Consider the following 23,900-nt stretch of genomic DNA (forward strand, 5'->3'; position numbering starts at 1 on the left):
ATTGACCCCCGTGAAATTGTGAGTAACCCAACCGTGCGTTTGTTCATCACCAATCAGCGACAGACGATGCGAGGCCTGGTGGCCTTGATTGTCGCCCTGTCGGGATCGGTGATCGCGTCGGCCGGGGACGGGCTGGCTCCGGCCAGTGAAGCTCCCGACAAGACCAAACACGATGTCGGCATCGATCAAAAGCGTGGCGACAAGATTCCACTCGATTTGTCTTTCACGGATGAAAACGGTAATGAAGTCTCGCTGAATGATTGCATCGGCGGCAAGCCGAGCATTCTCATCATGGCTTACTACCGTTGTCCCGTGCTATGCGGCGAGGTGCTGGCGGGCGTGTTGGATGCCGCGAAGAACTTGAAGACGTTCACAATTGGCAAAGAGTTCAATGTGGTGACCGTCAGTTTCGATCCGAAGGAAGCCCCGGAATTGGCTCTCGCCAAGAAGCGGCACTTTGTCAATGAATATGGCCGCAAGGAAGCTGACTTTGGCTGGAAGTTTCTGACCACAAAGAACAAGAAGAACATTGACCAATTGGCTGCGGCTGTTGGATTCCGTTACGAGTACGACAAGTCGATCAAGGAATACAACCATGCCAGCGGCATCATGATTATCACGCCCGAGGGGATCATTTCCCAATACATGCCGGGCATTGACTACATGCGGAACGACGACGGGTCGATGCCCGAGGAAAAATCCAAGCATCTCCGCGAAGCCCTGACGAACGCGGGTGACGGGAAGATCGGTGATTGGAGCGAACGAATTTTTCTCACCTGCTTCCGGTATAGCCCGCACACCGGAAAGTATACCGCGAACGTGAAGTTTATCGTACAGTGCGGCGGTGTGTTGACGCTCTTGGTGATCGGTGTCGGATTGATCCGGGAACTGCGACGATCCAAGAACCGCCGCGTGAAGGAAATGGCCGAAAATACCGCTGAAACGAAGACTGAAATGGATCGAGCCATATGATTTTGCAAACAACGATCCTCCCCGAACAGGCCACCGAAATGGCCTGGCACGTGGACAACCTGTTCTGGTTTATCACGGTTGTGACCACGGTGGTGAGCTTGGGTGTCTACGCGGCCGTTTTCGGCTTCTGCGTCGTCTATCGACGCAAGCCGGACGAAGAAGTGCAGACGCCCCGTATCCTCGGCTCCCACAAACTGGAACTCATCTGGTCCATCCTGCCGTTGGGTATCTTCCTGGTGATGTTCGCGTGGGGCGCATGGGTCTACAACATGGCCATGCATGCCCCGGACGACGTGCCGGAGATGTATGTCGTCGGCAAGCAATGGATGTGGAAGGTCCAGTATCCCGGCGGGCAACGAGTGATTCTCGGGGCCAATTCCGGTGATTACAAGGACGATATTGGCGGCGAGGCGAAGTTCGAGGGAGTGATGGTGCTGGCGGTAAACAAGCCGGTGAAGGTCATCGTCACATCCGAAGACGTGATTCACGACTTCGGCATCCCGGCGTTTCGCTCCAAACTCGACGCCGTCCCCGGCCGATACACGACCACTTGGTACAAGCCCACCAAAACCGGCGAATACCACGTCTTTTGCGATCAATACTGCGGCACCAACCACAGTCTGATGGTCGGCAAAGTTCGTGTGGTTGAGCAGGCTGAATATGATGCTTGGCTGGAAGGAACATACAAGACCGGCCCCGGCAAGAACGCCGTGGACGGATCGCTGGCCCACCAAGGCCGGCAATTGTTCATGAAGCTGAATTGCATCCAATGCCACAACACGGAAAACCCGCGTGCTCCGATCCTTGAGGAAGTGTTCAAATCCAAGCGGGCCTTTAAGGGTGGCACTGCTGGATTCGCTGATGAGAATTATCTGCGCGAATCAATCCGCAAGCCGCGGGCGAAGATTCGCGAAGGGTGGGAGCCGATCATGCCCGCCTATGGCACGGAGGGGGCGAACGCCCTTTCGGAGGATGACTTGGTCAAGGTGATTGCGTACATCAAATCGCTGCGAAAGGGTGAGACACCGGTGCTGAACCAAAATTGGGTTCCCCCGATCGGGAGCAACACTGGCCCTGCGGCCGACGAACCCCAACCGACCCCGCCGTCCGCCGGAGGCATGAAATGAGCACTGAGCTGGGACACACAAAGAGCGGGGCCTCGCTCGATCATCACGACAGTCATCCGCAGGCCGACGCCGACCACGGGCATCACCCCAGCTATCTTCATGATGGCTATGGCTGGCGCAGTTGGTTGTTCACCGTCGATCATAAGCGCATCGGCATTATGTACCTGGTGGCCATCATCGGGTTCTTCTTTGTCGGCGGCATGCTGGCCGGTTTGGTGCGGTTTAACTTGGTTTCCCCCACCGGGGCCTTGTTGGACAACGACCAGTACAACAAAGTCTTTACGGCCCACGGGGTCGTGATGCTTTTCTTCGTGCTGATTCCCGCCGTTCCGGGCGTGATGGGGAATTTCTTCGTTCCCATCATGATCGGGGCGAAGGACATGGCCTTCCCCAAGCTGAACATCGCCTCTTGGTATGTTTGGATGTTGGGGGCGATCTTCGCCGTCACCGCCCTGATGACCGGCGGGATTGACACCGGGTGGACGCTCTATCCTCCGTATAGTTCGCGTTCGAGCCACTCGAACGTCGTGCCGGGAGCGATGGGGGTGTTCATCTCCGGGTTCTCGTCCATCATGACCGGTTTGAACATCATCGTCACCGTTCACCGGATGCGGGCGCCGGGGATGACGTGGGGCCGCTTGCCCCTGTTCATCTGGGCGCAGTATGCCACCAGCCTGATTCAGTTGCTCGGCACCCCGGTGCTGGCCATCGCCCTGACCCTCTTGATGGTCGAAACGGCCACGGGATGGACCGGCAACCCGGTCGGGATCTTTGATCCGGCTTTGGGAGGCGATCCGCTGTTGTTCCAGCACTTGTTCTGGTTCTACTCCCACCCGGCCGTGTACATCATGATTCTGCCGGGGATGGGCGTCGTCAGTGAGATTCTCACCTGCTTCTCCCGCAAGAACGTGTTTGGTTATCAAGCCATCGCGTGGTCGTCGGTCGGCATCGCCGTCGTCGGCTTCATCGTGTGGGCTCACCACATGTTCGTCGCCGGGATCAGCTACTATGCGGCCCTGTTGTTCAGCCTCTTGAGCATGTTGGTCGCCGTTCCATCGGCCATTAAGGTGTTTAACTGGACAGCCACGCTTTATCGTGGGTCGATCACCTTCCAGGCGCCGATGGTTTTCTCCCTCGGCTTCATGGTGTTGTTCACCATCGGCGGGGTGACAGGCTTGTTCCTCGCCACGCTGGGAACGGATATCCATTTGCACGACACTTACTTCGTGGTGGCTCACTTCCACTTCGTGATGGTCGGCGGGATGGTGCTGGCGTTCATGGCGGCCCTCCACTTCTGGTGGCCGAAGATGACGGGTGTGATGTACTCCGACTTCTGGAGTCGTCTCGCCGCCATTGTGATCTGCCTTGGCTACTTCCTGACGTTCATGCCGCAGTTTTACCTTGGCTATCACGGGATGCCGCGACGCTATCCGAACTATCCGCCGGAAATGCGTGTGTTCAACGTGTTGTCCACCGCCGGTTACACTGTGCAATTGGCCGGGTTCTTGATGACGGCCACTTATCTTGCCTTGTCCATCTTCTTCGGCAAGAAGGCCGGCCCGAACCCTTGGGGGGCCACCGGGCTGGAATGGGCCATCCCGAGCCCGCCGATCACGCATAACTTCGAGCACACGCCGAAGGTGGTCGCGGGGCCGTATGAGTATTCCTTGAACTTGACGCAAACCGGGGAGAAGGCCGATGTCCGCTAGAGTGGGCGCCCTCTGCGGGCATTTCGAGGACATTGAACAACAACGCGGGGCCGAGCGCCTCGGCATGTGGATGTTCCTCGCCACGGAAATCTTGTTCTTCGGCGGCGTGTTCCTCGCGTACACCGTATATCGGAACTGGTACTCGAAGGATTTCGCCGCGATCAGCAGTCTGTTGAACGTCACGATCGCCGGGATCAACTCGGTGTTCCTGCTGGTCAGCAGCATGACGATCACGTTCGCCATCCGGGCGTGCCAGTTGGGCAACAACAGCGCCCAGCGGAAGTATTTGCTGGCGACCGCGTTGCTGGGAAGCGCGTTCATGGGCCTCAAGGCTTATGAATACGCGACGGACTACCATGAGGGATTGGTCCCGTGGTCGTCCAACTTCGGCAAGGAAACCCTGCACGGCCACGAAAAGCCGATGCTTCAAGTGTGGGAAGAAGAAGGCGTCGCCCCGGAACGGGTGAAGATGTTCCTGTTCTTCTACTACTGCATGACCGGCATTCACGGTGTCCACTTGATCATCGGAATTGCCTGCGTGCTGTACCTGTACATCCGCTCCGTGAACAAGTCGCTCACGGCGGACAAGTATGTGGCCATTGAAGTGACGAGCCTTTACTGGCACTTGGTGGACGCCATCTGGCTGTTCATCATGCCGTTGCTTTACCTGGCCGGTCCGCACACCACGCATCAATTGGGACTTTGATTCACGAACGTCAAACGGGCGTCTGACGCCCGCCCATCAGGGAATTAATAATGGCTCACAAAGATACGTCGCCGACCGCCCAGATCCCGGATTACGACAAGAAGGAAGTCGACAACCCCGGCAAGGATGTTGACACGCCGGGCCAGATCTTCATGGTGTTCTTTGTCGTGTTGATTGGCTTGTTTGCCACGATTGCCGCGTCGATGTCCGGCTTGGGGGACAAGGCAATCTATGTCCACATGCTGATCTCGATTGTTCAGGTGTCTTTCATCGGATTCTTCTGGATGCACATGAAGAAGGCCGATCAGATGACTTGGCTGTCGGCCGGTTCGGCTTTGTTTGTGATGTTGATTCTCTTCGTCCTTCCGCTGGCGGACTTTTTGACGAGGCATCGCGGGGGCCTGTGATGGCACGCCGGACACAAAACATGCTCAAAGGGTCGGCCTTGCCGGCCCTTTTTTGTTTGGCGCTGGCCGGTTGCCGTGGTTGCCGCTCTGGCGAGGGCGAGACATATCCGGCCAACCTCGCATATCCTCCGCGCATGGATTGGATCGTCGATCAACTCCCGACCCAATCGCCGGAGGATGCGGACAAAGTCGGGGACATGGACGAGCCGATCCGGCAACTCAACCAGCACGGAGGCCGGTCATACGACCCGGCGGTCATCCCTGAAAACCTCCGCAATGAGTTGCAAGCCGCCCTCGCCGTTCATTTCGGCGAACCGGCCAATCCGTTCATCAAAGCGGAGGTTGAATCCCCCATTCCTCCGGAAAACCTGCTCACCGGAAGCCGGTTGTTTCGGCGTCAGTGTCTTCAATGTCACGGCCTGACCGGCGACGGCCGGGGGCCGACGGCTCCGTGGATTGCGCCACACCCGCGAGATTTCCGGCAGGGGGTCTTCAAATTCGTTTCCACCAACGGCACCGGTTCCCGAAAACCGACTCGCGCTGATTTGGGGAAGGTGATTGCCAACGGCATTCCCACGACGGCGATGCCCCCGTTCAATCTGACGCCGGAAGCCGACCGCGAACGATTGATCGACTATGTGACTTACCTGTCTCTCCGCGGCAAAGTTGAGTTTGAGATTCTTCGCAAACTCGCCAAGGGAGGCGAGGCGGCCCTCGATGGCGATGTTGCCTCCGAGGCCGACGAGATCCTGATGAGAGAACTCAAAGGCTGGGCCTTCGCCGAAAAAGACATCATGCCCGTCACACCGCCGGCGCTGGCCGATGATTCTCCGGAGATGGCCGACTCGATCCGGCGAGGCCGCGATTTGTTTCTGGACCCCAAGGGGGCCGGTTGTGTGACCTGTCACGGCGATTACGGCCGGGCCGGCAAGCCTCAATATAACGTCTGGGGCTTTCGGACCGCTCCCGCCAACCTGACCGAACACAAGCGCAAAGGCGGCACAGCCCCCGAAGACTTCTACCGCCGGATTCACGGCGGCATCGGCCCCTCTAACATGCCGGCAGCCGCCTCGCTGACGGAAAACCAAACGTGGAATTTGGCCCATTTCATCCGGGCTTTGCCGAATCCGGGACAGTTGCCGGATGATGTGCGGAAGGCGATTTACGGGCCGTGATAACCACTTGGGCCGGATTCAGTCACAAGACTTCCGGCCGGGACGCATATGCCGCCGCCGTTTCACGAATGACATCGGCCACGTTGTCCAGTCGCAGGGCGTCCGGGCCGGGGGTGAACGGGTTTTCGATGTCGTCGGCGATTAATTCCAAGCCAATGATCACATAGGAAACAACCACCGTCATCAAGATCGTCCATAGCCCCATTTCGTCGTACAGCATCCAAGGCAATCCTAGCAGATACACACCGATCAGGGTGCGGAGCAAACCGCGATAGGAAGAGGCCAAAGGCGTGGAACGGATGCGTTCGCAGGCCCCGGAAACGTCCATCAATTGGCGTGCGTCCGTGTCCAGCGCGAGGAGTTTCCACGGGTCGGCCTTGTTGGCGGCCCATTCACCCATGAGGCCATAGAGTTGACCGGCGATGGCCATTGGCTCGCGGGCGGCTTCCATGTCTCCCGGCAGGGAACGCGGCCGGGCCAATCGCTTCCGAAGACAGTCGGCGAAGGTGGTCAGCAACCCGGCAAGGCGTTCGCGGTCGGTTTCCGAGGCACCGATCAAATGACGGCTTTTGAGGGCGATGTTTCGGCTCACGTTGACAAGCTGGCCCCAGAGTTTGCGGGCCTCCCACCAGCGGTCGTAGGCGGTGTTCGCCCGGAAGTGCATAAACCAGCCGAAGATCAAGCTACTGAGGACAATCTCCACAATCCGGGAGGGCTGCGGCCTGTCCGTCACGATGTCATGCCATTCGTGGTAACCGCAGACGGCTGATGTGTAAATGGCCGTGGCCAGAAGAAACTTCCAAAGACGATCGATGGCCGGGAAATGAAACGCCCGCAAAAATCGAAGCATGGATGATCATTTCCCTTAAATAGCCGGTTTGAATTTGAATATGCCACATCGCTTGTCATATCAACGCCAAAGGGCCGACTTCCCGCATGGAGAAGCCGGCCCTTTGTTTAATCGATCACGCTGGCGAAATTACTTGGCCGGGGCGGTGATCTTGCTGACGTCGGCGATCACCTTTTCGATGTCGCTGTCCTTGAGTTCGCCCTTCTTGAAGGCGTAGTTGGCCTTGACCTTGCGGTCAACGTAGAGAACCACGGTCACGTCCGCGTCGGCGGCGACCTTGTAGCTCTTCGGACCGGCCGGGTTGTCGATGCTCAGGACGCACTTTTCGATCTTTTCCTTGGAAGCCATGTCGGCCAGTTTCTTGTCAAGGCCGTCGGCGTCGCTCAGGAACACGACGAAGCTGCCCATTTCCTTGTCTTTGTTCTTGATCGTGGCTTCGTCAATCTTCTTGACGAGCTTGGCGAGGGAGTCGCTGCTTTCGCGGGCGAAGACCATGGCCACCGGGTTCTCGCCGTTCGTGCAGAACAGGCAGAACTTTTCGCCCTTGTGCTCGCCCGTGACATTCAGCGGGTGGAACGGACCGGGAACCTTTTCGCCGGTTTGCGGGCCGGACTTCAGTTCTTCGGCCATGACCGGCAGGCTCAACACAACGGCGGCAACGGCCGCGATCAACATCCGAACCTTCATCAGATACTCCTTGATGCGAGAGATCTTCTGTCGCGGTCGCGGACCCAATTCCGCCACCGGCGCGAGTGTGCGTCCCCCGATATTTTGGAACGCACCCCATTCTAGTCAAGCGTGCAACGCCCGAGGCATTATCTTGTACCACGGTTCGGGGTTTTTCTTACAGAAAAAAATCTTGTTATTTGCCAGCGTTGAATTTTTAATGATGAGAGACCCCCCAAAGAGCCGGGGCACTAATTCTTATCCATTTCCACATGAAAACGGTGCAGCACCCGATGCAGCACCGGAGCGAGGATTAGCCCGGCAATCAGAATCACGGCCAGCCCGCTGTACAAGGCGTAAAAGCCGGCGAAGAGTTTGCCACCATAAGTGTTCATCGGGGCAAGCGGCCCCATGCCGGAGAGGATCATGCTGGCGTTGGCGAAGGAGTCGATCCAAGCCATGTCTTCCAGGAAATGATATCCGCACATGCCCGCAGACAGGGAGACGGCAATGAACAGGAACGCTGCCCCGAGGTTGCGGCCCATTCGATTCAAAAACGCCCGTCGGCTGATGACGGGTTGGTGTTTGGTTTCAAAGCCGAGCAGTCGTTTGTTGGACATGGAACCATCTCTCCGTCAACCCGAGGCTTGGGACATCCCGCGAAAGAACTGAATCGCCCCGAAGATGATCGCTCCCCACGCGACCACATAAGATCCGCCCCCGGCCGCCATCGCCAGCGTCCCCAAGGTGACGATGATTCCACCGCCGCACCACAAGGCTCCGTACAGCATGTTTTTCCGGCCGGCCTCCTTGTGGAGATTCTGGCGGACCTACCCGATTTGCCGGATGATTTCTTCGGCCGTCGGCTGGGTCAGTCCCTTTTCAACGAGATCCCGTTCCAATTCCAGACGGGACCCACCGGCTTCCAATTGTTCAAACACATACTGATGCAATTGCCGAATAATTTCCTCTTCGTCCGGCTTGGTCGGGTCTTTGGCCACGGCGGTCTCCTGCGATGAAGGAATAGATTGGGAGAGGAGCAATAGCGAGTTTCGATCATTCTATGAGGGCAATCGCTTGCGCGTCCTCGCGCATTGTTGTTCATTGAAAGCGAGGAGAAGACAGAAGAAAGAATCTCGCGCCAAGCCGCCAAGACACAAAGAAGAGAACAGGCATTTTTCTTCTGTCTTCTTCGTGTCTTGGCAGCTTGGCGCGAGATTCTTTCTTCTTGACTTGTCGCCTTTGGCATCAAAGATGCAATCGCATGTGTTGACCCACTCGCCGCCCTCTGGCAATCGAGCAAACACATGGCCGTCTCCGCGTCGAAAAATCGTGCTGTCTCCCCGCTGCTTCAAGGGCTGGCCACCGTCACGCTCATGGTGTTCGTGCTGCATGCGGCCAAGCCGGTTCTGCTTCCCGTCATGCTGGCGGTGCTGATCGGCTTTATCCTCACGCCGGTGGTCCGGTGGTTTGAGGCCAAAAAGTTTGGCCGCATGCCGTCGGTGTTGATTACGCTCACCATCACCTTCGCGGTCATGGGGGGCTTCGGCTGGCTGATCGGCCAGCAAATCATTTCGTTGGCCAAAGAACTGCCGCAGAATCGGAGCGTGATCCAACAGAAGGTGGATGCCCTTCGCGGTTCGGGCGGCCCGTTCGCCGAACTGTTCAACATGATGAACGAAATCGCCGTCGAAAAGCCGACGGTCCAGAAAGAAATGAATCATCCGCCGCTTGAGTCTTACCAACCGGTGGTGATCGCCAAACTGGAACCGCAAAACGGCCTGACTTCGCTGGCCGAGTCGGCCGTGCCGGTGGTGGAACCCCTGGCGACGGCCGGGCTGGTGGTCATCCTGTTTACCTTCCTGCTGGTGAATCGGGAGGATATGAGGAACCGCCTCATCAGCCTGTTCGGCCGGGGTCGGCTCACCGGCACGACCCGCGTGCTGGGGGATGCCGCCGACCGGGTCAGCCGGTTCCTGCTGTTTCAATTCATCATCAATGCCTCGTTCGGCATCATCCTGGCCATCGGATTGGAAATCATCGGCGTGAAGTATGCCTTGCTCTGGGGTTTCCTGTCCGCGATGTTGCGGTTCGTTCCTTACGTCGGCACATGGATCTCGGCGGTGTTTCCGTTCGCCCTCAGTTTTGCGACCTCCGAAGGATGGGCGCAACCGCTCATTGTGCTGGGATTCTTCGCCGTCCTCGATATTTTCACCGGCAACGTTGTCGAACCGCTGTTGCTCGGCCATCACACCGGGGTGTCGCCGGTCGCTCTCTTGGTCGCGGCCGCGTTCTGGGCGTGGTTGTGGGGGCCGATCGGTCTTCTGCTCTCGACGCCGATCACAGCCTGTCTGGCGGTCATCGGCCAGCATGTTCCCCGGTTGCGTCCGCTGGCCCTCTTGTTGGGAGATCGCCCCCCGTTGCCAAAGCATGTGGCGTTTTATCAGCGACTGATGGCCAAAGATGTCCCGGAGGCCAAGAAGTTGGCGCTGCAAGACGCGACCGACGGCCACATGCTGACCGCCTACGACCAGACAGTGTTGCCGGCTCTCCATTTGGCCCGGCGGGACCGCGATGCGGGCGGACTGACGGCCGAGGAGGAAACAGAAATCTTCGCCGGGGCCTTCTCGATTGTCCGGGAAATCGCCGAGGAACGCGAGGCAACCAATAGCGCTCCCGAGGAATCAGAAACAGGCCCCATGCCGGTCGTGATCGGTACACCGTCACATCATCAAGTGGAGGAATTGCCGCTGGAGATGCTGGCCCGTGTGTTGCCTGCGGAACATCTGCAAATGCAGGTCTTGGGTTCGCGTATTCTGCCGGTGGAGGTTGAACAACAGATTGCCGAGTCCGGGGCGACGGCCGTGGTGATTTCGGTGCTTCCCCCCGGTGGCGTTCCCCAAGTGATTTACTTGTGCCGCCGGTTGCGGAAGCGATTCCCCGAAGTTCGGATTATCGTGGCTTACTTTGGAAAGCCGCAGCGATTCGATCATCTGTTGGTGAAACTCCGCACGGCCGGGGCCACTTATGTGACCACGTCCCTTATCCAAACGCGGGACACGTTGAAATCCATTGTTCCCGCCCCGGCGAACAACCGTCTGGTGATGGTGAACGGACATTCCCATGAATGATCGCAGTTACAGGAACATCACCACACTCACGGGAGTTATTTTCGGGCTGGCCTTCGTGCTATTGGTGGTCAATTCTTATCTGGCGTATCGAAACACAACTGCCCTTGCGGACAGCGCCGGCAAGGTGCGGCATTCGCAGGATGTGATCATCGCCCAACAATCCTTGCTCACCGCCCTTACGGGAGCGGAGGTCGCCCAACAAACCTTTCTTCTATCCAAAGAGCCGGTGACGCTATTGGACTTTGACCGGGCGAAGCAGGACATCAATGTTCAGTTGGACCGATTGCAATCGCTGACAGCCGACAATCCCGTTCAACTGGAGCGGGTCGGCGCTCTTCGAGAACTGACCCGGCAACGGCTGGCCGGTTTGGAACAAAACCGCGAAATTGGCCCGAATCGATGGCGGGGCGAGTTGTTTCAACAGGGATTGGCCCTGATGAACGAGATTCGCCGGGCCGCCGAGGAGATTGGCACCGCCGAGGGTAACTTGCTCGCCGAGCGGGAAGCCGTCCACACCCGGAATTATCACTACGCCGTGTGGGGGATTTGGGTTTCGGGGCTGATCGTCTTGATCTCCTGCCTCTCCGGCATTTACCTGCTCCAGCGGGACACGGCCAACCGTCGCCGGATTGCCTTGGAACAACAACAGGCGGCCATCGAACGCCAGCAAGTGGCCGTCGAACGAGAGATGGCGGCCGCCGAGCGGGAACGACTCGCCCGGTACAATACCCTGATCTTGGAATCGACCGGCGAGGGGATCGTCGGCACCGACCCGGCCGGGAATTGCACCTTCATCAACAAAGCCGCCGGCCGGTTGCTTGGCCTCGACCCGGAAACGGTGGTTGGCCGCAACATCCACGACTTTACCAAGCCGATCCATGAAAACGGCGAACCCGTGGATCCCGCCTCCTCCCGGTTGACCCACACGGCCCGCGAGGGAATGCCCGCCACCGGGGACGACCTGCTGTTCTCCCGGCCGGGTGGCAAAGATTTCCCCGTCCAGTACTCGGCCTATCCGATCAAGGACAAAGGCCGTGTCGCCGGGGCGGTGATCGCCTTTTCCGATATCACCGCGAGGAAACAGGCCGAGCAAGAACTCAAGGAAGCCCGCGACGCGGCCGAGGCCGCCAATAATGCCAAGAGTCAGTTTCTGGCAAACATGAGTCACGAGCTTCGCACGCCGTTGAACGCCGTCATCTTGTACAGCGAACTCCTTCAGGAAGAGGCCGAGGACCGGGGCATCACGGATTTTGGCCCGGACTTGGAGAAAATTCGCACGGCGGGCAAACACTTGTTGTCGCTCATCAACAGCGTTTTGGATCTTTCCAAGATCGAAGCCGGGCAGATGGAACTGTATCAGGAGACCTTCGATCTTGATGGTTTGTTGAAAGATGTCACCACCACCGTCGAACCGCTGATTGCCAAGAAGGGAAACAAGCTGAAACTCGACGTACCCGAGAAACTCGGGACGGTTCACAGCGATTCCACCCGCATTCGGCAAATCTTGTTCAACTTGCTATCCAATTCGGCGAAGTTCACCGATCACGGCACGATCACACTTCAGGTTGCCCGTACCCAACAAGACGACAAACCAGCTTTGGAAATGCGAGTGTCGGACACCGGCATCGGCATGACTCCGGAACAACTCGGTCGGTTATTCCAGCCTTTCACTCAAGCCGACGAATCGACAACACGAAAATACGGCGGCACCGGCCTTGGCCTGACCATCTGCCGCCGTTTTGCGGAGTTGTTGGGCGGGACCATCACTGTCGAAAGCACCCCCGGCCACGGAACCGCGTTCATTGTTCGTTTCCCGCTGTCCGAAGAACCGGCTGTCATCACCGTGGCGACGCCGGAAACCCCGCCGGTTGATGGCATGGTTCTGGTGATCGAGGACGACGAAGCCGCCCGGCAATCGCTGGTGGCCGCGCTGGCCAAGGAAGGGCTGACCGCCGTGACAGCCACCAATGGCGAAGACGGACTGGCTCTCGCGGCCAAGTTTCGCCCGAGCGCCATCTTTCTGGATGTTATCATGCCCAAGGTCGATGGCTGGGCGGTATTGGGCACGTTGAAACGAGATTCCCGGCTGACTGATGTTCCGGTGATCCTGATGACCGCCGGGGCCGGACAGGAACTAGGCTTCACCTTGGGGGCCGCCGAATATTTGGGCAAGCCGGTTGACCCGGACGAACTGGCGGCCGTCATCCGCAAGTATTGCGAGGGGCAAATCGAGCCGGGAATCCTTGTGGTGGACGACGATTCCACAACCCGGCACGCCGTTCGCAGGACACTAGCCCGTTCGGGCTTTCAAGTGGACGAGGCCGAGAACGGCCGGATCGCCCTTCAGAAGTCAAAAGACCGGCAATATTCGCTGGTCGTGCTTGATCTGCTGATGCCCGAAATGGATGGGTTTGCCTTCCTGAACGAATTTCGCCGCACGGAATCGGGAAGAACGGTTCCCGTGGTCATCACCACTTCCAAGGATTTGACACGAGACGACCGAAACCGTCTGAGTGGCAAAGTGGAAGCCATCCTGCAAAAAGGCGGCTACAGCCTGGACGAGTTCCAAACGGAAATCCGAAGGCTGGCAGGACGACTGGCCGCCGCATAGTCAGCCCTCAGACATTGAAGAGAGATTCACATGCCAAAGATATTAATCGTCGAAGACAACGAAGAAAACCGCGATGCCCTCTCTCGTCGGTTGCAACGCCGGGGTTTTCAAGTGGTCATGGCCTTTGACGGCAAACTGGGGATCGAAGCGGCGAAGACCGAGATGCCAGACTTGATTCTCATGGACATGAACATGCCCGAGATCGACGGCTGGCAGGCCACAAAGCAATTGAAGACCGACCCGGAGACGGCCCATATTCCCGTCATCGCTCTGACAGCCCATGCGATGGGCGGCGACCGGGAGCGGGCCATTGAGGCCGGATGCGTGGACTATCACCCGAAGCCGGTCGAACTGCCGAAACTCCTGACCCAGATTGAAACCATCCTGACGCTCAAACAGGGCACCGGCGGCGCCTCTCCGGCCGATGCGGTGGCTGGTCAAAAAGCTCAAGTGGTCCGCGAGGATGACGCGAAAAAGCGGGTGATTCCAATTACGACAGTCGGCAACGGCGCGTGAGTCACGCCGAGGGCAGCACGGCATTCACCGCGATGTGGCCGATAAGTTGTCCGTCGAGCATCACGGGAACGGATTCGCCCGCTTGGTAGTTTTGCGAAATCGCATATTCCGGGTCGGCCGTCGGGCCGCTTGGTTGCTCGTACACTTCGATTTGCCGGCCAATCAAGTTCACGATCCAATAAACGGGAATTTCCGATCTCGCATAGATCCGCAATTTGTCGATCTGGTCTGTGGACAGTGATAAGTCGGCGACCTCCGCCAGCAACCCAATATCAGCCGGATTTGGATGGTGGGTCTCGTAAGAATCTGCCGACGGCCGGATGATGGCGATATCCGGCTCCGGCTCACTGGAAGCCAGAGTGATCGGGTCCTGCACCCGCCAGTCCCAAGTGGCGGGCAATATCGCCATGAGTTGTTTGATCAACTTGTTCAAAGCGGATGTGTGAGGAGGGTTCTTTGACATTTTGGTCACCAAATAACCTTCCAATAGCTCAAAGTGATCTTCCGGAGTAAAGTGGCCGCTTTCGATCAAACGGTGGTATTCTTCCACCGTGAACCGATGAAACCGCGACGGGTTGATGGTTTGCAACGGAAGGGCGTCGATCAAGGTTGACATGGCGGATTTCCCCTTTCCCATATTGTATCGGTGTCGCACCGGACCCCGAATCCACATCGCGAGTCATCATGGACCCGGAACTTCGTCGCTCCCTTTATTGGATCATGCTCCTCGCCGCCATCGGGTTAATGGTCGGCCGAATTGCCAATGCCGAACTGTTGCTCGAACCGTCGATGTACAAGGTGAACCCCACCCGCGTTTGGCCGAAGGAACGGCCGGAACCGTTCCCAACGTTTTCATCGAACGACCGCTCTCGATGGGCCACTGTGCGCTCCCTTGTCGAAGAGGGAACGTTCGTGATCGGCAAACGCATCCCGGACGAAAGCAATTCTAAGGGTTACAGGGACGAGGGCATTTTGTTCACGGATGGTTTCAAATCGGTGGATGTGGTGCTGCACCCTGACCGGCAGGAGTTCTTCTCCACGAAGCCCCCGCTGCTGACGGTGATGGCGGCCGGGGAATACTGGCTGATGCACAAATATCTAAAGTGGAACATCGCCGAGCATCGCTGGGAAGTCGTCGTTCTCACGCTGGTGACGCTCAACGTGCTGCCGTTGGCCGTCGGCCTGTGGTTGCTCTCGCTGCTTCTCGAAGCCTACGGCCGGACGGATTGGGGCCGGTTGTTTGTGTTCGCCGTCGCCTGTTTTGGCACATTTCTCACGACGTTCAGCGTGACTTTGAACAACCATGTTCCGGCCGCATGCTGTGTGTTTTACGCGATGTATCTCATTGTCAAACCAAGGGCTGAGGGACAACCCGTTTCACTCCTCGCCGGTCTGGGGGCCGGATTGTTCGCCGGGATGGCGGTTTGCCTCGATCTGCCGGCCGCCGCCTTGGCGGGCGCGCTCGCGGCGGTGTTGATGTTTCAGTCGCCGAAAACCCTGCTCACATATCTTCCCGCAGCCATTTTGCCGATGGCCTTGCAAACATGGGTGAACCACGAAGCCATCGGCACATGGGAACCAATCTACGCCAAGTTTGGCGGCATCTGGTACGAATATCCGGGAAGCCACTGGGCGAAACGCCATCTGCCGGACCAACCGCAATATCCGGGCATCGACTTCGCGGACGAACCGAAGACCATCTACACCTTTCACTTGCTATTCGGCCATCACGGCCTGTTCAGCCTCACACCGGTGTGGTTGCTGGCGCTCGTCGGCTTGTCCCTGAAGGGGAACGACGCCGGGGCGTCAAGGTCGGTGCGTCACTGGTCGCTCGCGGTGCTGGCTGTGGTGATTGGCTTTTACATCTGGAAGTCAAACAACTACGGTGGCTGGACCTCCGGCCCCCGTTGGTTCTTCTGGATCACGCCGCTGCTCCTGTGGGGCTTGTTGCCAGCCGCCGATTCGTTGGCCGGTTCACGCCTTGGCCGGGGCTTCGCCCTGCTTTGCTTTGGCGCGGGGGTCTTCGCCGCCGTGTTCCCGTGGACAAACCCCTGGCGCCATCCTTGGATCTTCCAATGGGGCGAGTACATGGGGTGGTTTCGATATTGAAAAAGGCGATGAAACACTCCGGCTATCGTTTCTTATCCGCAACATGAACTGAGCCAAAAGGAGTTTTTGGCCCGGTTTCGTCATCGCCGGGGACCGCCAAAAACCGGCGGATTATGACAAAATCATTTGGGCACCGGGTGTCTTTCCCGAGGATTTTGAACGGGAGGTGTTCAAAAAAAGGGCCTTTTTGGAGCGTTTTGAGGGTGTTTTTGGTCAAAAAGCGACTGAATTTGGTCTCGGAGAGGTCATTTTGAAGCGTTTTGAACACTCATTTCCGTCGTTTTTGAGGCTTTTGCCCGCCTGACAAACGCGGCCGAGGCGGGCCTGCTTTTCCCTTTTTTAATTTTTTTCCTTGTCGCGTTGTCATCTTCGGACGGGTTGTTCCTCCCCCGTTCATGCCGTATCCTTCCCGCGTGCCACCACCATTACCGCCGAGCGCCGAGGTTGAGCGTTTTCTGCAGGCATTGCGCCGCAGCCGCCTGCTTGCGCGCAATCAAATTGATGTGCTTCTGACCGAGATTCCCCAGCGGGTCCGGGAGTCGGTAACCGGGTTGGGCGAGTGGTTCGTTTCCAAGGAACTGCTCACGCACTTCCAAGTCTCCAAGCTTGCCCAAGGCACATATCAGGGGTTGGCGCTGGGGCCTTACCACATCCTCTCCCCGCTTGGCAAAGGGGGCATGGGGACGGTGTATCTGGCCCGCGACACGCGAACCGAACAGGAACGCCACAACAGCCCGGCCCTTGTGGCCCTCAAGGTGCTGCCCGGCAAACGGGCCCGCGAGGAAGAGCGGACGCTGGCTCGGTTCCTGCGGGAAATGGACATGGCCCGCCGGGTGGATCACCAGCATGTGACCAAGACCTTCGAGGTCGGAGCCGTGGACGGCGTCCACTTCATCGCGATGGAGTACATCCGGGGAATCAGCCTGCGGAAACAGATCGCCGACCGGGGGCCGCTGACGGTGGCCCGCGCGGCCCGGTTTTTCGCCGAGGTGGCCGACGGGCTGCAACATGCCCATGAGAAAGGGTTGATCCACCGCGACCTCAAGCCATCCAACATGATGGTGACGCCGAACGGTCACGCGAAGATCCTCGACATGGGGCTGGCCCTCGCCACGGACGAAGAACTGCCGGAGGACAAGAGCATTGTGGGAGGGCAGGGCTATGTGGTCGGGACGATGGATTTCATCGCTCCCGAACAAGTGGATGACCCCACGGCGGTGGATGGCCGGGCCGACCTGTACGCCCTCGGCTGTTCGCTCTACATGGCCCTCACCGGGCGGTTGCCGTTCCCCGGCGGGACATCCATTGAAAAGATGAAGCGCCATCGCAATGCGTACCCGGACCCGATCACCGATCACAACCCGACGGTCTCGGCTGATTTTGCCCGCATTGTCGAACGGCTCATGGAAAAATCCCCGGCCCGGCGCTACGCCAGCGCCCGGCAGGTGCAGGCCGCGTTGCTCCAATGGGTGGCCGGCGACCCCGAAACCCCGATGGACACCGACCCGCACCAATCCGAGGCCCAATTGGTTCAGGAGTTGGAGAAGGCCCAACCAGACCCCGGCGAGTTTTTCAATTCAATCACGGCCGCCGTGTTTGGCGACATGGCGAAGAAGTATTCCCAACCGGACCCCAGTTCCGAAACGCTGGCCGTGAAACCCCCGCCGATTCCGGGACCGGCCAAGCCGCCGCCGCTTCCCGGCGAAGTTGCCGAGAGGGTGGAGAAACTGTTTCCCATCTGGCTGATTATTCTGGCGCCGGTCGTCCTGTGCATGATTCCGGGACTTGTCATGGCGGTCGGCCTGCGTTTTCTCTTAAAATGACGAACAGTCATCAGACGAGCGGAACAATCTGGATGAAGGAGACGCCAATGCGTTGGACCCTGTTGGTCGGAATGTTCGGGTTGGGTTGGCCGGTCGCGGGCATGGCTGCCGACGACAAAGCCACGGAGTTGTTCAACCCCAAGGCTCCGCCGCTGAAGATCGAGATCACGCTCGACAAGGAAAACAAAGCCTTGTTGGACAAAGACCCCCGCAAATATGTGCGCTGCACCTTCAAGGCAAACGACCTGACGCTCAACGATGTTGGCCTGCACCTGAAAGGGGCCGCAGGTTCATTTCGCGGCTGGGACGACAAGCCCGCCCTGACGCTCAACATTGACAAGTTCACCAAAGGCCAGACGTTCTTCGGCATGGACAAGATCCACCTGAACAACTCGGTTCAGGATGGCAGCTATTTCAACGAGATCGTCGCCGCCGACGTTTTCGGCCGGGCCGGTCTCCCCACCGCCCGCTTCACGCATGTGCGGGTGGAACTCAACGGCCGCAAGGTCGGCATGTATCTGTTGAAGGAAGGCTACGACAAGACCTTCCTCAAGCGGTTCTTCCCCGACGCAAGCGGCAACCTCTACGACGGCGGCTTTTTGCAGGACATCGACGCGGCGATCAAGCAAGACAGCGGCTCCGGCAAGGACCGCAAAGACTTGCAGGCCCTGGTGGCCGCCTGCCGGACGCCGGATGAGAAGAAACGCTGGGAAGCCGTTAATAAACTGTTGGACGTGGAAAAATTCATCTCCCTCGCCTGCATGGAAGTGCTGACGGTGGACTGGGACGGTTACACCCGCAACAGGAACAATTACCGCCTCTATCACGACCCGAAGACGGACAAGTTTGTCTTCATCCCGCACGGCAAGGATCAACTCTTCCAAAACGCCGGCGACGCTATTTGGCATGGGTGGGGGTCCATCGTCGGCCAGGCAGTCTTGAATCATCCCGAAGGGAAAAAGCTCTACATCGCCCGCATGAAGGAACTGATGGAAAAGGTTTTCACGTCGGAAAGCATCAACAAGACCATTGATTCCTATGTGCCTCGCATGAAGGAAATTGCCGAAAAGATTGACAAGAACTACCCGAAAGAAGTCGAAAACCAAGCCAACGCCGAGAAGCAACGAATCAAAGACCGCATCGAGTTCGTGAAGAAAGAACTGCCGAAGTTGAAGTAAGCAACCTCCTGCGGCAATGGCAAAGCAGTTTGTAAATAGCGAGCCGGGTGGCGTCAGCCCCCGGAGTCCGTCACACGGCAATGGCCTTGGCCAAGGGCAAGTGACAGACTCCGGGGCTGGCGCCACCCGGCTCGCTTCTCGTTGAGTCGTTGAGAATGCCTTAAGTTATTATTGGGTGTCATTCACCAATGAATGATCGTATGCTGTAGGTACGGCGAGTTTCGCAGGGCGTTCATCCCTCTGTCGGTGAGGTGTTCTTGTGAGATGCACAGATCGGTGAGCGATTTTAACGCTTCGCAATTCGCCAGCATGTCGGCCCCGGCGTCAGTGATGGGGTTCCCCCAGAGGTTGAGTGACTGCAACTCCCCCAAATTCGGGGAATCCACCAACGCACGCAACCCTGTGTCTGTGATTCCCGTCTGGATTATCGACAATTCTTGAAGCCCCGGAAGCCACGCGCTTGTGGTCAGGTGGCGGATACCATAGTCGCCGATTAGGTTGTTGTTGTTGATCCACAAGTGCCGCAGGCTGCTCACGTGTGGTGAGAAAGCGAGTTCAGCGAGGCCGCGGGGGGTGATCCCGTTTCCGTCTAAACCCAAACGGGTCACCTGTTGAAGCCCTGCGTAACCAGCCAGATGGATGAGTCCCCCTTCACCGATGAAATTCTCCGACATATCCAGTTCGGTGATCTTCAACGGACCTGCGTTTGCCAAATGACGCACTCCAGGCTTGCCGATCCGATTTTTTGAAAGGTCCAATGATGAAATGCTTCGCAGAAGTCCCGATTCAACCAAACGGGCCATTGAAGCAGCCGTGAGTTCGCAGTCGCTCATTCGCAATTTTTCAAGGACGGGCATCGTAGCGGATTCCAAACCATTTAAATGCTCTTCATCTAACCCGCGATTATCACTGACATCCAATATCCGGATGTTCGCCGATTGCCTGGAAGAGGCCAGTTCAGCCAGTGCCGCAGATTTGCATCCAATCCGGCGCAGGCATAATTCTTTGAGTGAAGACAGACCCGGCCAGATGACAATCGCACGGAGACCGTCACACCTGAGCGGGTTGCCGGAAAGGTCGAGTGATTCGAGAGGTCGGGAAGCCAGCCGGGGAAACTCGGACAAAATGTCCTCAGCGTCGATTCCCATGTTTCTCAGGGCAAGCCGACGAAGTTGAGGGGCGGCTTGATCGTGGATGATCGCCTGAAGAGTCATCCGGCCACCCGGTCCGCCCAGACTCAGTGATTCCAGATGATTTAGTTTTTTCCGTGTTAGGTAACGGGCGAAATCCACCCAACATGAGAGTTCACCACCAAGCCGCAATTGCCTCAAATTCGGGAGCCAAGCCGCCTCGAACAACGCTCGCATGCCATGTCGATGGTGCTGTGCATCACCCACTGTCAGGGATAGTGGCTTGATGAAGCTATTTTGGGAAAGCGCAAGTACATCGGATTCTTCTATCAAAGGTGAGTTGAACGTCAGATCCGACATCCAATCAAGCCGCGGACCATTGCATGGCTCTTCCGGTGCTGTCCAATAACCCATTGTGGCCAGTCGAACCACTTGGTTGATGGCGTGGCATTCTCGAATGATTTTGCGGGCGAGAGTTTCGGAAAGATCGGTCAGCGATATCGAGCAAAACCACCGGCAATCCCGCAATTCATCGAGTTTTCGTTCCACCGTGTCGGCCACCGGCCTTAAACAAAGCCAGCCGTGGTCGCACCCATTCAGCGGTTGCCAGCGTTCTTGAACATGCGTTGGAAGCGGGACCATGCAACCATCGTGGGCCATGCTCTCTCGCAGACAACAGGCGACATCTTCTTCGCCCTGATCTTCGAGCCAGTCCGTGAGAATAAGACGGGGGGCAAGGTCGAGGGGATTCTCCTTGCAGGCCATCAGAAGGGCGAGTCCTTCGGGATCGTGGGCGCAAGGAGGCAGCACGAACATTCTCCGGCAATCATGAAGAGCAGCGGATTAGAAATCCGCTGCTCTTCGATTTAGGCAGACTTTAGGTGAGCTTAAACGCTTCTCGCAGGCATTCGAGCGCTTCTTCGCCCCGGTCGGCGTCCACCACGACGCTGACGCAAACTTCGGAGGAGTTAATCATGGCGATATTGATGCCCCGACTGGCCAGGGCGCCGAACATCGTGCGGGCGACGCCGGTGTGGGTTCGCATGCCGACGCCGGTGACGTACAGGATGGCGATGTCCGATTCTCCGGCGACGCGGGCGTTCGGGTCAATCTCCCGCACCACGTCTTGAGTGCGTTTCAGTGCCCGCGTGAGGTCCGTTTTCGGGGCGGTGAATGAAAGTTCGGCCCGGCCCGGTCCGGTGAGGTTTTGGACGATCATGTCCACAAGGATGTGCCCGGTCGCCACGGTTTGGAACACGCGGGAACAATTGCCGGGTTGGTCCGGCAGGTCGAAGGAGGTCACCCGGCCGTAGTTCGTGTCGAGCTTCACGCCACTGATGACGATGTCTTCCATCCCGGCCAACCGGCTGATGGCTTGGGCCAGATCACCGGCCGCATCTTGGCGGATGATGGTCTTCGTCTGGTATTCCAGAGAGCCGACGGTCTCTTCCCCGGCCCCCGGTCGTGCTTTCTCCAAGGCGAAGGAATGATGCACGGCTTTGAGCGCCCGCACGCCATCGGCCTTGTCCACCAACACGGAAATTTTGATGTCCCCGGTGGTAATCATCTTCATGTTCACCCCCTCGGTCGTGAGGGCGGCGAACATCTTCTCGGCCACACCCGTGCGGGTCCGCATCCCGGAGCCAACGACGGAGACCTTGCACACATCCTCCACCGGAGCGATGCTGCCGCCAAGTTCGGTGGTGATCGGTTGCAGGGTGGCGATGGTCAGGTTCAGGTCGTTCCGCATAACAGTGAAGCCGATGCACGCCTTGCCGTCCCGGCCGACGCTTTGCGCGATCATGTCCACCGCGATGTTCTTGGCGGCGATGGCCGCAAACACCTGGTGGCTCACGCCCGGCCGGTCGGGCACGTTCTCCAAGAACACCCGAACCTCGTCCTTGGCGAGGGCGGCCCCGCACACCGGGAATCCGGTCATCCATGCGGCCTCGGGCATGATCCACGTTCCCTCGGCATCGCTGAAGGAACTACGGACCATCAACGGCACATCGTATTTCTTCGCAAATTCAATTGAGCGAGAGTGCATCACCCCGGCGCCCATGCTGGCGAGTTCCAGCATTTCGTCGTAGCTGATTTTGTCCATCTTCCGGGCTTCGGGGACGATGCGCGGATCGGTGGTGTAGACCCCGTCCACGTCCGTATAAATCTCGCACGCCACCTTCTCGATGCCGGACAGTTTCAATGCGGCGGCAAGGGCGACAGCCGTCGTATCCGATCCGCCCCGGCCGAGGGTGGTGATGTTTTGCTTTTCATCAACACCTTGGAAACCGGCGACGATGATGATGTTCCCGGCGTCGAGGGCTTCCCGCATCCGGGCCGTCGAGATTTCCTTGATGCGCGCCTTGGTGTGGGTCGAATCCGTGCGGATGCCGACTTGCACGCCAGTGAAACTGAGGGCTTGTTCACCAAGTTCTTGGATGGCCATGGCCATCAGAGCGATGGAGATCTGTTCCCCGGTGGCGAGGAGCATGTCCATCTCGCGGGCCGGGGGATTTTCGCTGATTTCCTGGGCAAGTTCAATCAGGTCGTCCGTGGTGTCCCCGCGAGCGCTAACGACGACGACGACTTGATTCCCGGCCTGTTTCGCCCGGATCGCCCGGCGGGCCGCCCTCATGATGCGCTCCGCATTCGCCACGCTGCTGCCACCGAACTTCTGGACCACGACGGACATGGGTAAAACACTCCGACAACGGAAGAGGGTTCACGGAAAGAGACTAGTTTATGGAAGCGACTTCACAACGGGGGCATGTGAATTGGATGAGAATTTGACAATGTGTCCCGCATCCCGGATCATGGGCGGCATCTCCCCGGCGACAGGCGGCCCTCATGGATCATGACCAGCGGTTCAAGACGCTCATCCGTGTGTTCCTCGCGGAGTTCATGGACCTGTTTTTCCATGACTGGCTCGATCTGCTTGATCTGTCCGAGATTGTCTGGCTCGAACAGGAAATCTCTACAGAACCGCCGACAGGCCCACGACAGGTGCTGGACTTGGCCGCCCGCATTCGCACCCGTCAGCCACTTTCCCCGTGGCACGACAACTCAAACGGCGAATGTCTGCTGGCGATCCTGATTGAAATCGAATCGCCGGACAGCACCACATCCATCCGTGACCGGATGCCGGGCTACGCCGCAAGATTGAGCGGCAAACTGGAACTTCCCGTTCTGCCGATTGTGTTGTTTTTGAATGTCGGCCTTGATGGCGTCGGCGTGTTGACCCATGAACGGAAAATCCGAGATCTGGTCGTGGAGCGGTCGGACTTCCTCTATGTGGGATTGCCCGCCTTGAATGCGTTACAATATGTGGAAGGGAACAATTGGCTCGGTGTGGCTCTGTCAGCCTTGATGCGAATCCCGCCCGACCGGGTCGCCTGGCTGGGAGCCGAGGCCCTTCGGAGGCTGGGACGATCATCGCTGGACGACCAGCGAAAGTTCCTGTTAGGCGAATGTGTCCGGGCGTATCTGCCTCTCACCGAGGACCAACAACGCGAACTGGACGGGTTGTTGCAGACCGAAACCTATTCGGAGGTCAAAGCCGTGAACGTGACGATTTACGAAAAGGGAATCATGAAGGGTGAATTGAAAGGGCTTGTTTCCGGTCTGCTGTTTGCAACCGAGTTGAAATTCGGAAGAGTCGATCCGGCGGTCTCCGACAAGATCAACGCCCTCTCGACAGTCGAGCAAGTTCGGGCCGTTCAATCGCTCTTGCGAACGACAGTTTCAGCCGAGGAATTTCTTCGTGATCTTGGGTCCATTTAAATCGAGAATG

Annotated in this window: 21 protein-coding genes; 13 read left to right on the forward strand and 8 right to left on the reverse strand. The window is 58.1% G+C overall.

Features of this window, described 5'->3' with window-relative positions; all coding sequences use genetic code 11:
- The first annotated feature begins 33 nt into the window (after positions 1-33).
- Genes BGIM_RS51200 through BGIM_RS0118930 form a run of 6 tightly spaced genes read left to right on the forward strand, consistent with a single transcriptional unit; the run spans position 34 to position 6,096 of the window.
- Positions 34-972, forward strand: a complete 939-nt coding sequence (locus BGIM_RS51200; protein ID WP_020471299.1) for an SCO family protein — start codon at positions 34-36, stop codon at positions 970-972.
- Entirely contained in the window at positions 969-2,099 is a 1,131-nt protein-coding gene (gene coxB, locus BGIM_RS0118910) for a cytochrome c oxidase subunit II (RefSeq protein ID WP_020471300.1), read from the forward strand. The genes BGIM_RS51200 and coxB overlap by 4 nt, the downstream gene beginning before the upstream one ends.
- A complete protein-coding gene (locus tag BGIM_RS0118915; RefSeq protein WP_020471301.1) occupies positions 2,096-3,808 on the forward strand; it encodes a cytochrome c oxidase subunit I in 1,713 nt (570 codons plus the stop codon). The genes coxB and BGIM_RS0118915 overlap by 4 nt, the downstream gene beginning before the upstream one ends.
- Positions 3,798-4,514 carry a cytochrome c oxidase subunit 3 gene (locus BGIM_RS51205; protein WP_020471302.1) on the forward strand — a complete coding sequence of 239 codons (717 nt, stop codon included), beginning with the start codon at positions 3,798-3,800 and terminating at the stop codon, positions 4,512-4,514. Before BGIM_RS0118915 ends, BGIM_RS51205 begins: the two co-directional genes overlap by 11 nt.
- 50 nt (positions 4,515-4,564) lie before the next feature.
- Positions 4,565-4,921 (forward strand): cytochrome C oxidase subunit IV family protein, encoded by a 357-nt coding sequence (locus BGIM_RS0118925; RefSeq protein WP_020471303.1) that lies wholly within the window; start codon positions 4,565-4,567, stop codon positions 4,919-4,921.
- Positions 4,921-6,096: a c-type cytochrome gene (locus BGIM_RS0118930; protein ID WP_020471304.1), complete on the forward strand. Its 1,176-nt coding sequence runs from the start codon at positions 4,921-4,923 to the stop codon at positions 6,094-6,096. Before BGIM_RS0118925 ends, BGIM_RS0118930 begins: the two co-directional genes overlap by 1 nt.
- Before the next feature lie 22 nt (positions 6,097-6,118).
- Here BGIM_RS0118930 and BGIM_RS0118935 read toward each other — a convergent pair whose 3' ends face one another.
- The 5 genes from BGIM_RS0118935 to BGIM_RS63065 all read right to left on the reverse strand — a co-directional run bounded on the left by BGIM_RS0118935 (position 6,119) and on the right by BGIM_RS63065 (position 8,613).
- Positions 6,119-6,946 carry a bestrophin family protein gene (locus tag BGIM_RS0118935; RefSeq protein ID WP_020471305.1) on the reverse strand — a complete coding sequence of 276 codons (828 nt, stop codon included), beginning with the start codon at positions 6,944-6,946 and terminating at the stop codon, positions 6,119-6,121.
- 129 nt (positions 6,947-7,075) lie between these two features.
- Entirely contained in the window at positions 7,076-7,633 is a 558-nt protein-coding gene (locus BGIM_RS0118940) for a hypothetical protein (protein ID WP_157369212.1), read from the reverse strand.
- A gap of 230 nt (positions 7,634-7,863) precedes the next feature.
- Positions 7,864-8,232 carry a hypothetical protein gene (locus BGIM_RS0118945; RefSeq protein ID WP_020471307.1) on the reverse strand — a complete coding sequence of 123 codons (369 nt, stop codon included), beginning with the start codon at positions 8,230-8,232 and terminating at the stop codon, positions 7,864-7,866.
- Between the two features lie 15 nt (positions 8,233-8,247).
- Positions 8,248-8,403 carry a hypothetical protein gene (locus BGIM_RS63060; RefSeq protein WP_020471308.1) on the reverse strand — a complete coding sequence of 52 codons (156 nt, stop codon included), beginning with the start codon at positions 8,401-8,403 and terminating at the stop codon, positions 8,248-8,250.
- Between the two features lie 39 nt (positions 8,404-8,442).
- Complete coding sequence (locus BGIM_RS63065) at positions 8,443-8,613, reverse strand: hypothetical protein (protein WP_020471309.1); 171 nt, start codon at positions 8,611-8,613, stop codon at positions 8,443-8,445.
- Between the two features lie 306 nt (positions 8,614-8,919).
- Between BGIM_RS63065 and BGIM_RS0118960 the strand changes: the two genes are divergently transcribed.
- The 3 genes from BGIM_RS0118960 to BGIM_RS51215 are packed head-to-tail and all read left to right on the forward strand — an operon-like array spanning position 8,920 to position 13,870.
- Entirely contained in the window at positions 8,920-10,743 is a 1,824-nt protein-coding gene (locus BGIM_RS0118960) for an AI-2E family transporter (RefSeq protein WP_020471310.1), read from the forward strand.
- Positions 10,736-13,354 carry a response regulator gene (locus BGIM_RS0118965; protein ID WP_020471311.1) on the forward strand — a complete coding sequence of 873 codons (2,619 nt, stop codon included), beginning with the start codon at positions 10,736-10,738 and terminating at the stop codon, positions 13,352-13,354. The genes BGIM_RS0118960 and BGIM_RS0118965 overlap by 8 nt, the downstream gene beginning before the upstream one ends.
- Positions 13,355-13,384: 30 nt before the next feature.
- Complete coding sequence (locus BGIM_RS51215) at positions 13,385-13,870, forward strand: response regulator (RefSeq protein WP_020471312.1); 486 nt, start codon at positions 13,385-13,387, stop codon at positions 13,868-13,870.
- A 1-nt stretch (position 13,871) separates the two neighbouring features.
- Here BGIM_RS51215 and BGIM_RS0118975 read toward each other — a convergent pair whose 3' ends face one another.
- Entirely contained in the window at positions 13,872-14,486 is a 615-nt protein-coding gene (locus BGIM_RS0118975; protein ID WP_063607901.1) for a Uma2 family endonuclease, read from the reverse strand.
- 68 nt (positions 14,487-14,554) lie between these two features.
- Between BGIM_RS0118975 and BGIM_RS0118980 the strand changes: the two genes are divergently transcribed.
- The 3 genes from BGIM_RS0118980 to BGIM_RS0118995 all read left to right on the forward strand — a co-directional run bounded on the left by BGIM_RS0118980 (position 14,555) and on the right by BGIM_RS0118995 (position 18,980).
- Positions 14,555-15,979: a hypothetical protein gene (locus BGIM_RS0118980; protein WP_020471314.1), complete on the forward strand. Its 1,425-nt coding sequence runs from the start codon at positions 14,555-14,557 to the stop codon at positions 15,977-15,979.
- Positions 15,980-16,392: 413 nt separating this feature from the next.
- Positions 16,393-17,802, forward strand: a complete 1,410-nt coding sequence (locus BGIM_RS0118990) for a serine/threonine-protein kinase (RefSeq protein WP_157369214.1) — start codon at positions 16,393-16,395, stop codon at positions 17,800-17,802.
- A gap of 47 nt (positions 17,803-17,849) precedes the next feature.
- Positions 17,850-18,980 carry a CotH kinase family protein gene (locus tag BGIM_RS0118995; protein WP_020471317.1) on the forward strand — a complete coding sequence of 377 codons (1,131 nt, stop codon included), beginning with the start codon at positions 17,850-17,852 and terminating at the stop codon, positions 18,978-18,980.
- A 182-nt stretch (positions 18,981-19,162) separates the two neighbouring features.
- On the opposite strand, the gene BGIM_RS0119000 is transcribed toward BGIM_RS0118995, so the two are convergent.
- A complete protein-coding gene (locus BGIM_RS0119000; protein WP_162136267.1) occupies positions 19,163-20,920 on the reverse strand; it encodes a hypothetical protein in 1,758 nt (585 codons plus the stop codon).
- A gap of 67 nt (positions 20,921-20,987) precedes the next feature.
- Positions 20,988-22,802 carry an aspartate kinase gene (locus BGIM_RS0119005; protein ID WP_020471319.1) on the reverse strand — a complete coding sequence of 605 codons (1,815 nt, stop codon included), beginning with the start codon at positions 22,800-22,802 and terminating at the stop codon, positions 20,988-20,990.
- Positions 22,803-22,957: 155 nt separating this feature from the next.
- Here BGIM_RS0119005 and BGIM_RS0119010 point away from each other — a divergent pair, with 155 nt between their 5' ends.
- Positions 22,958-23,890, forward strand: coding sequence for an RpnC/YadD family protein (locus BGIM_RS0119010; protein ID WP_020471320.1), 933 nt, complete (start codon positions 22,958-22,960; stop codon positions 23,888-23,890).
- The last annotated feature ends 10 nt before the right edge of the window (positions 23,891-23,900 follow it).

This window comes from Zavarzinella formosa DSM 19928 (assembly GCF_000255705.1).
Classification (GTDB): Bacteria; Planctomycetota; Planctomycetia; order Gemmatales; family Gemmataceae; genus Zavarzinella; species Zavarzinella formosa.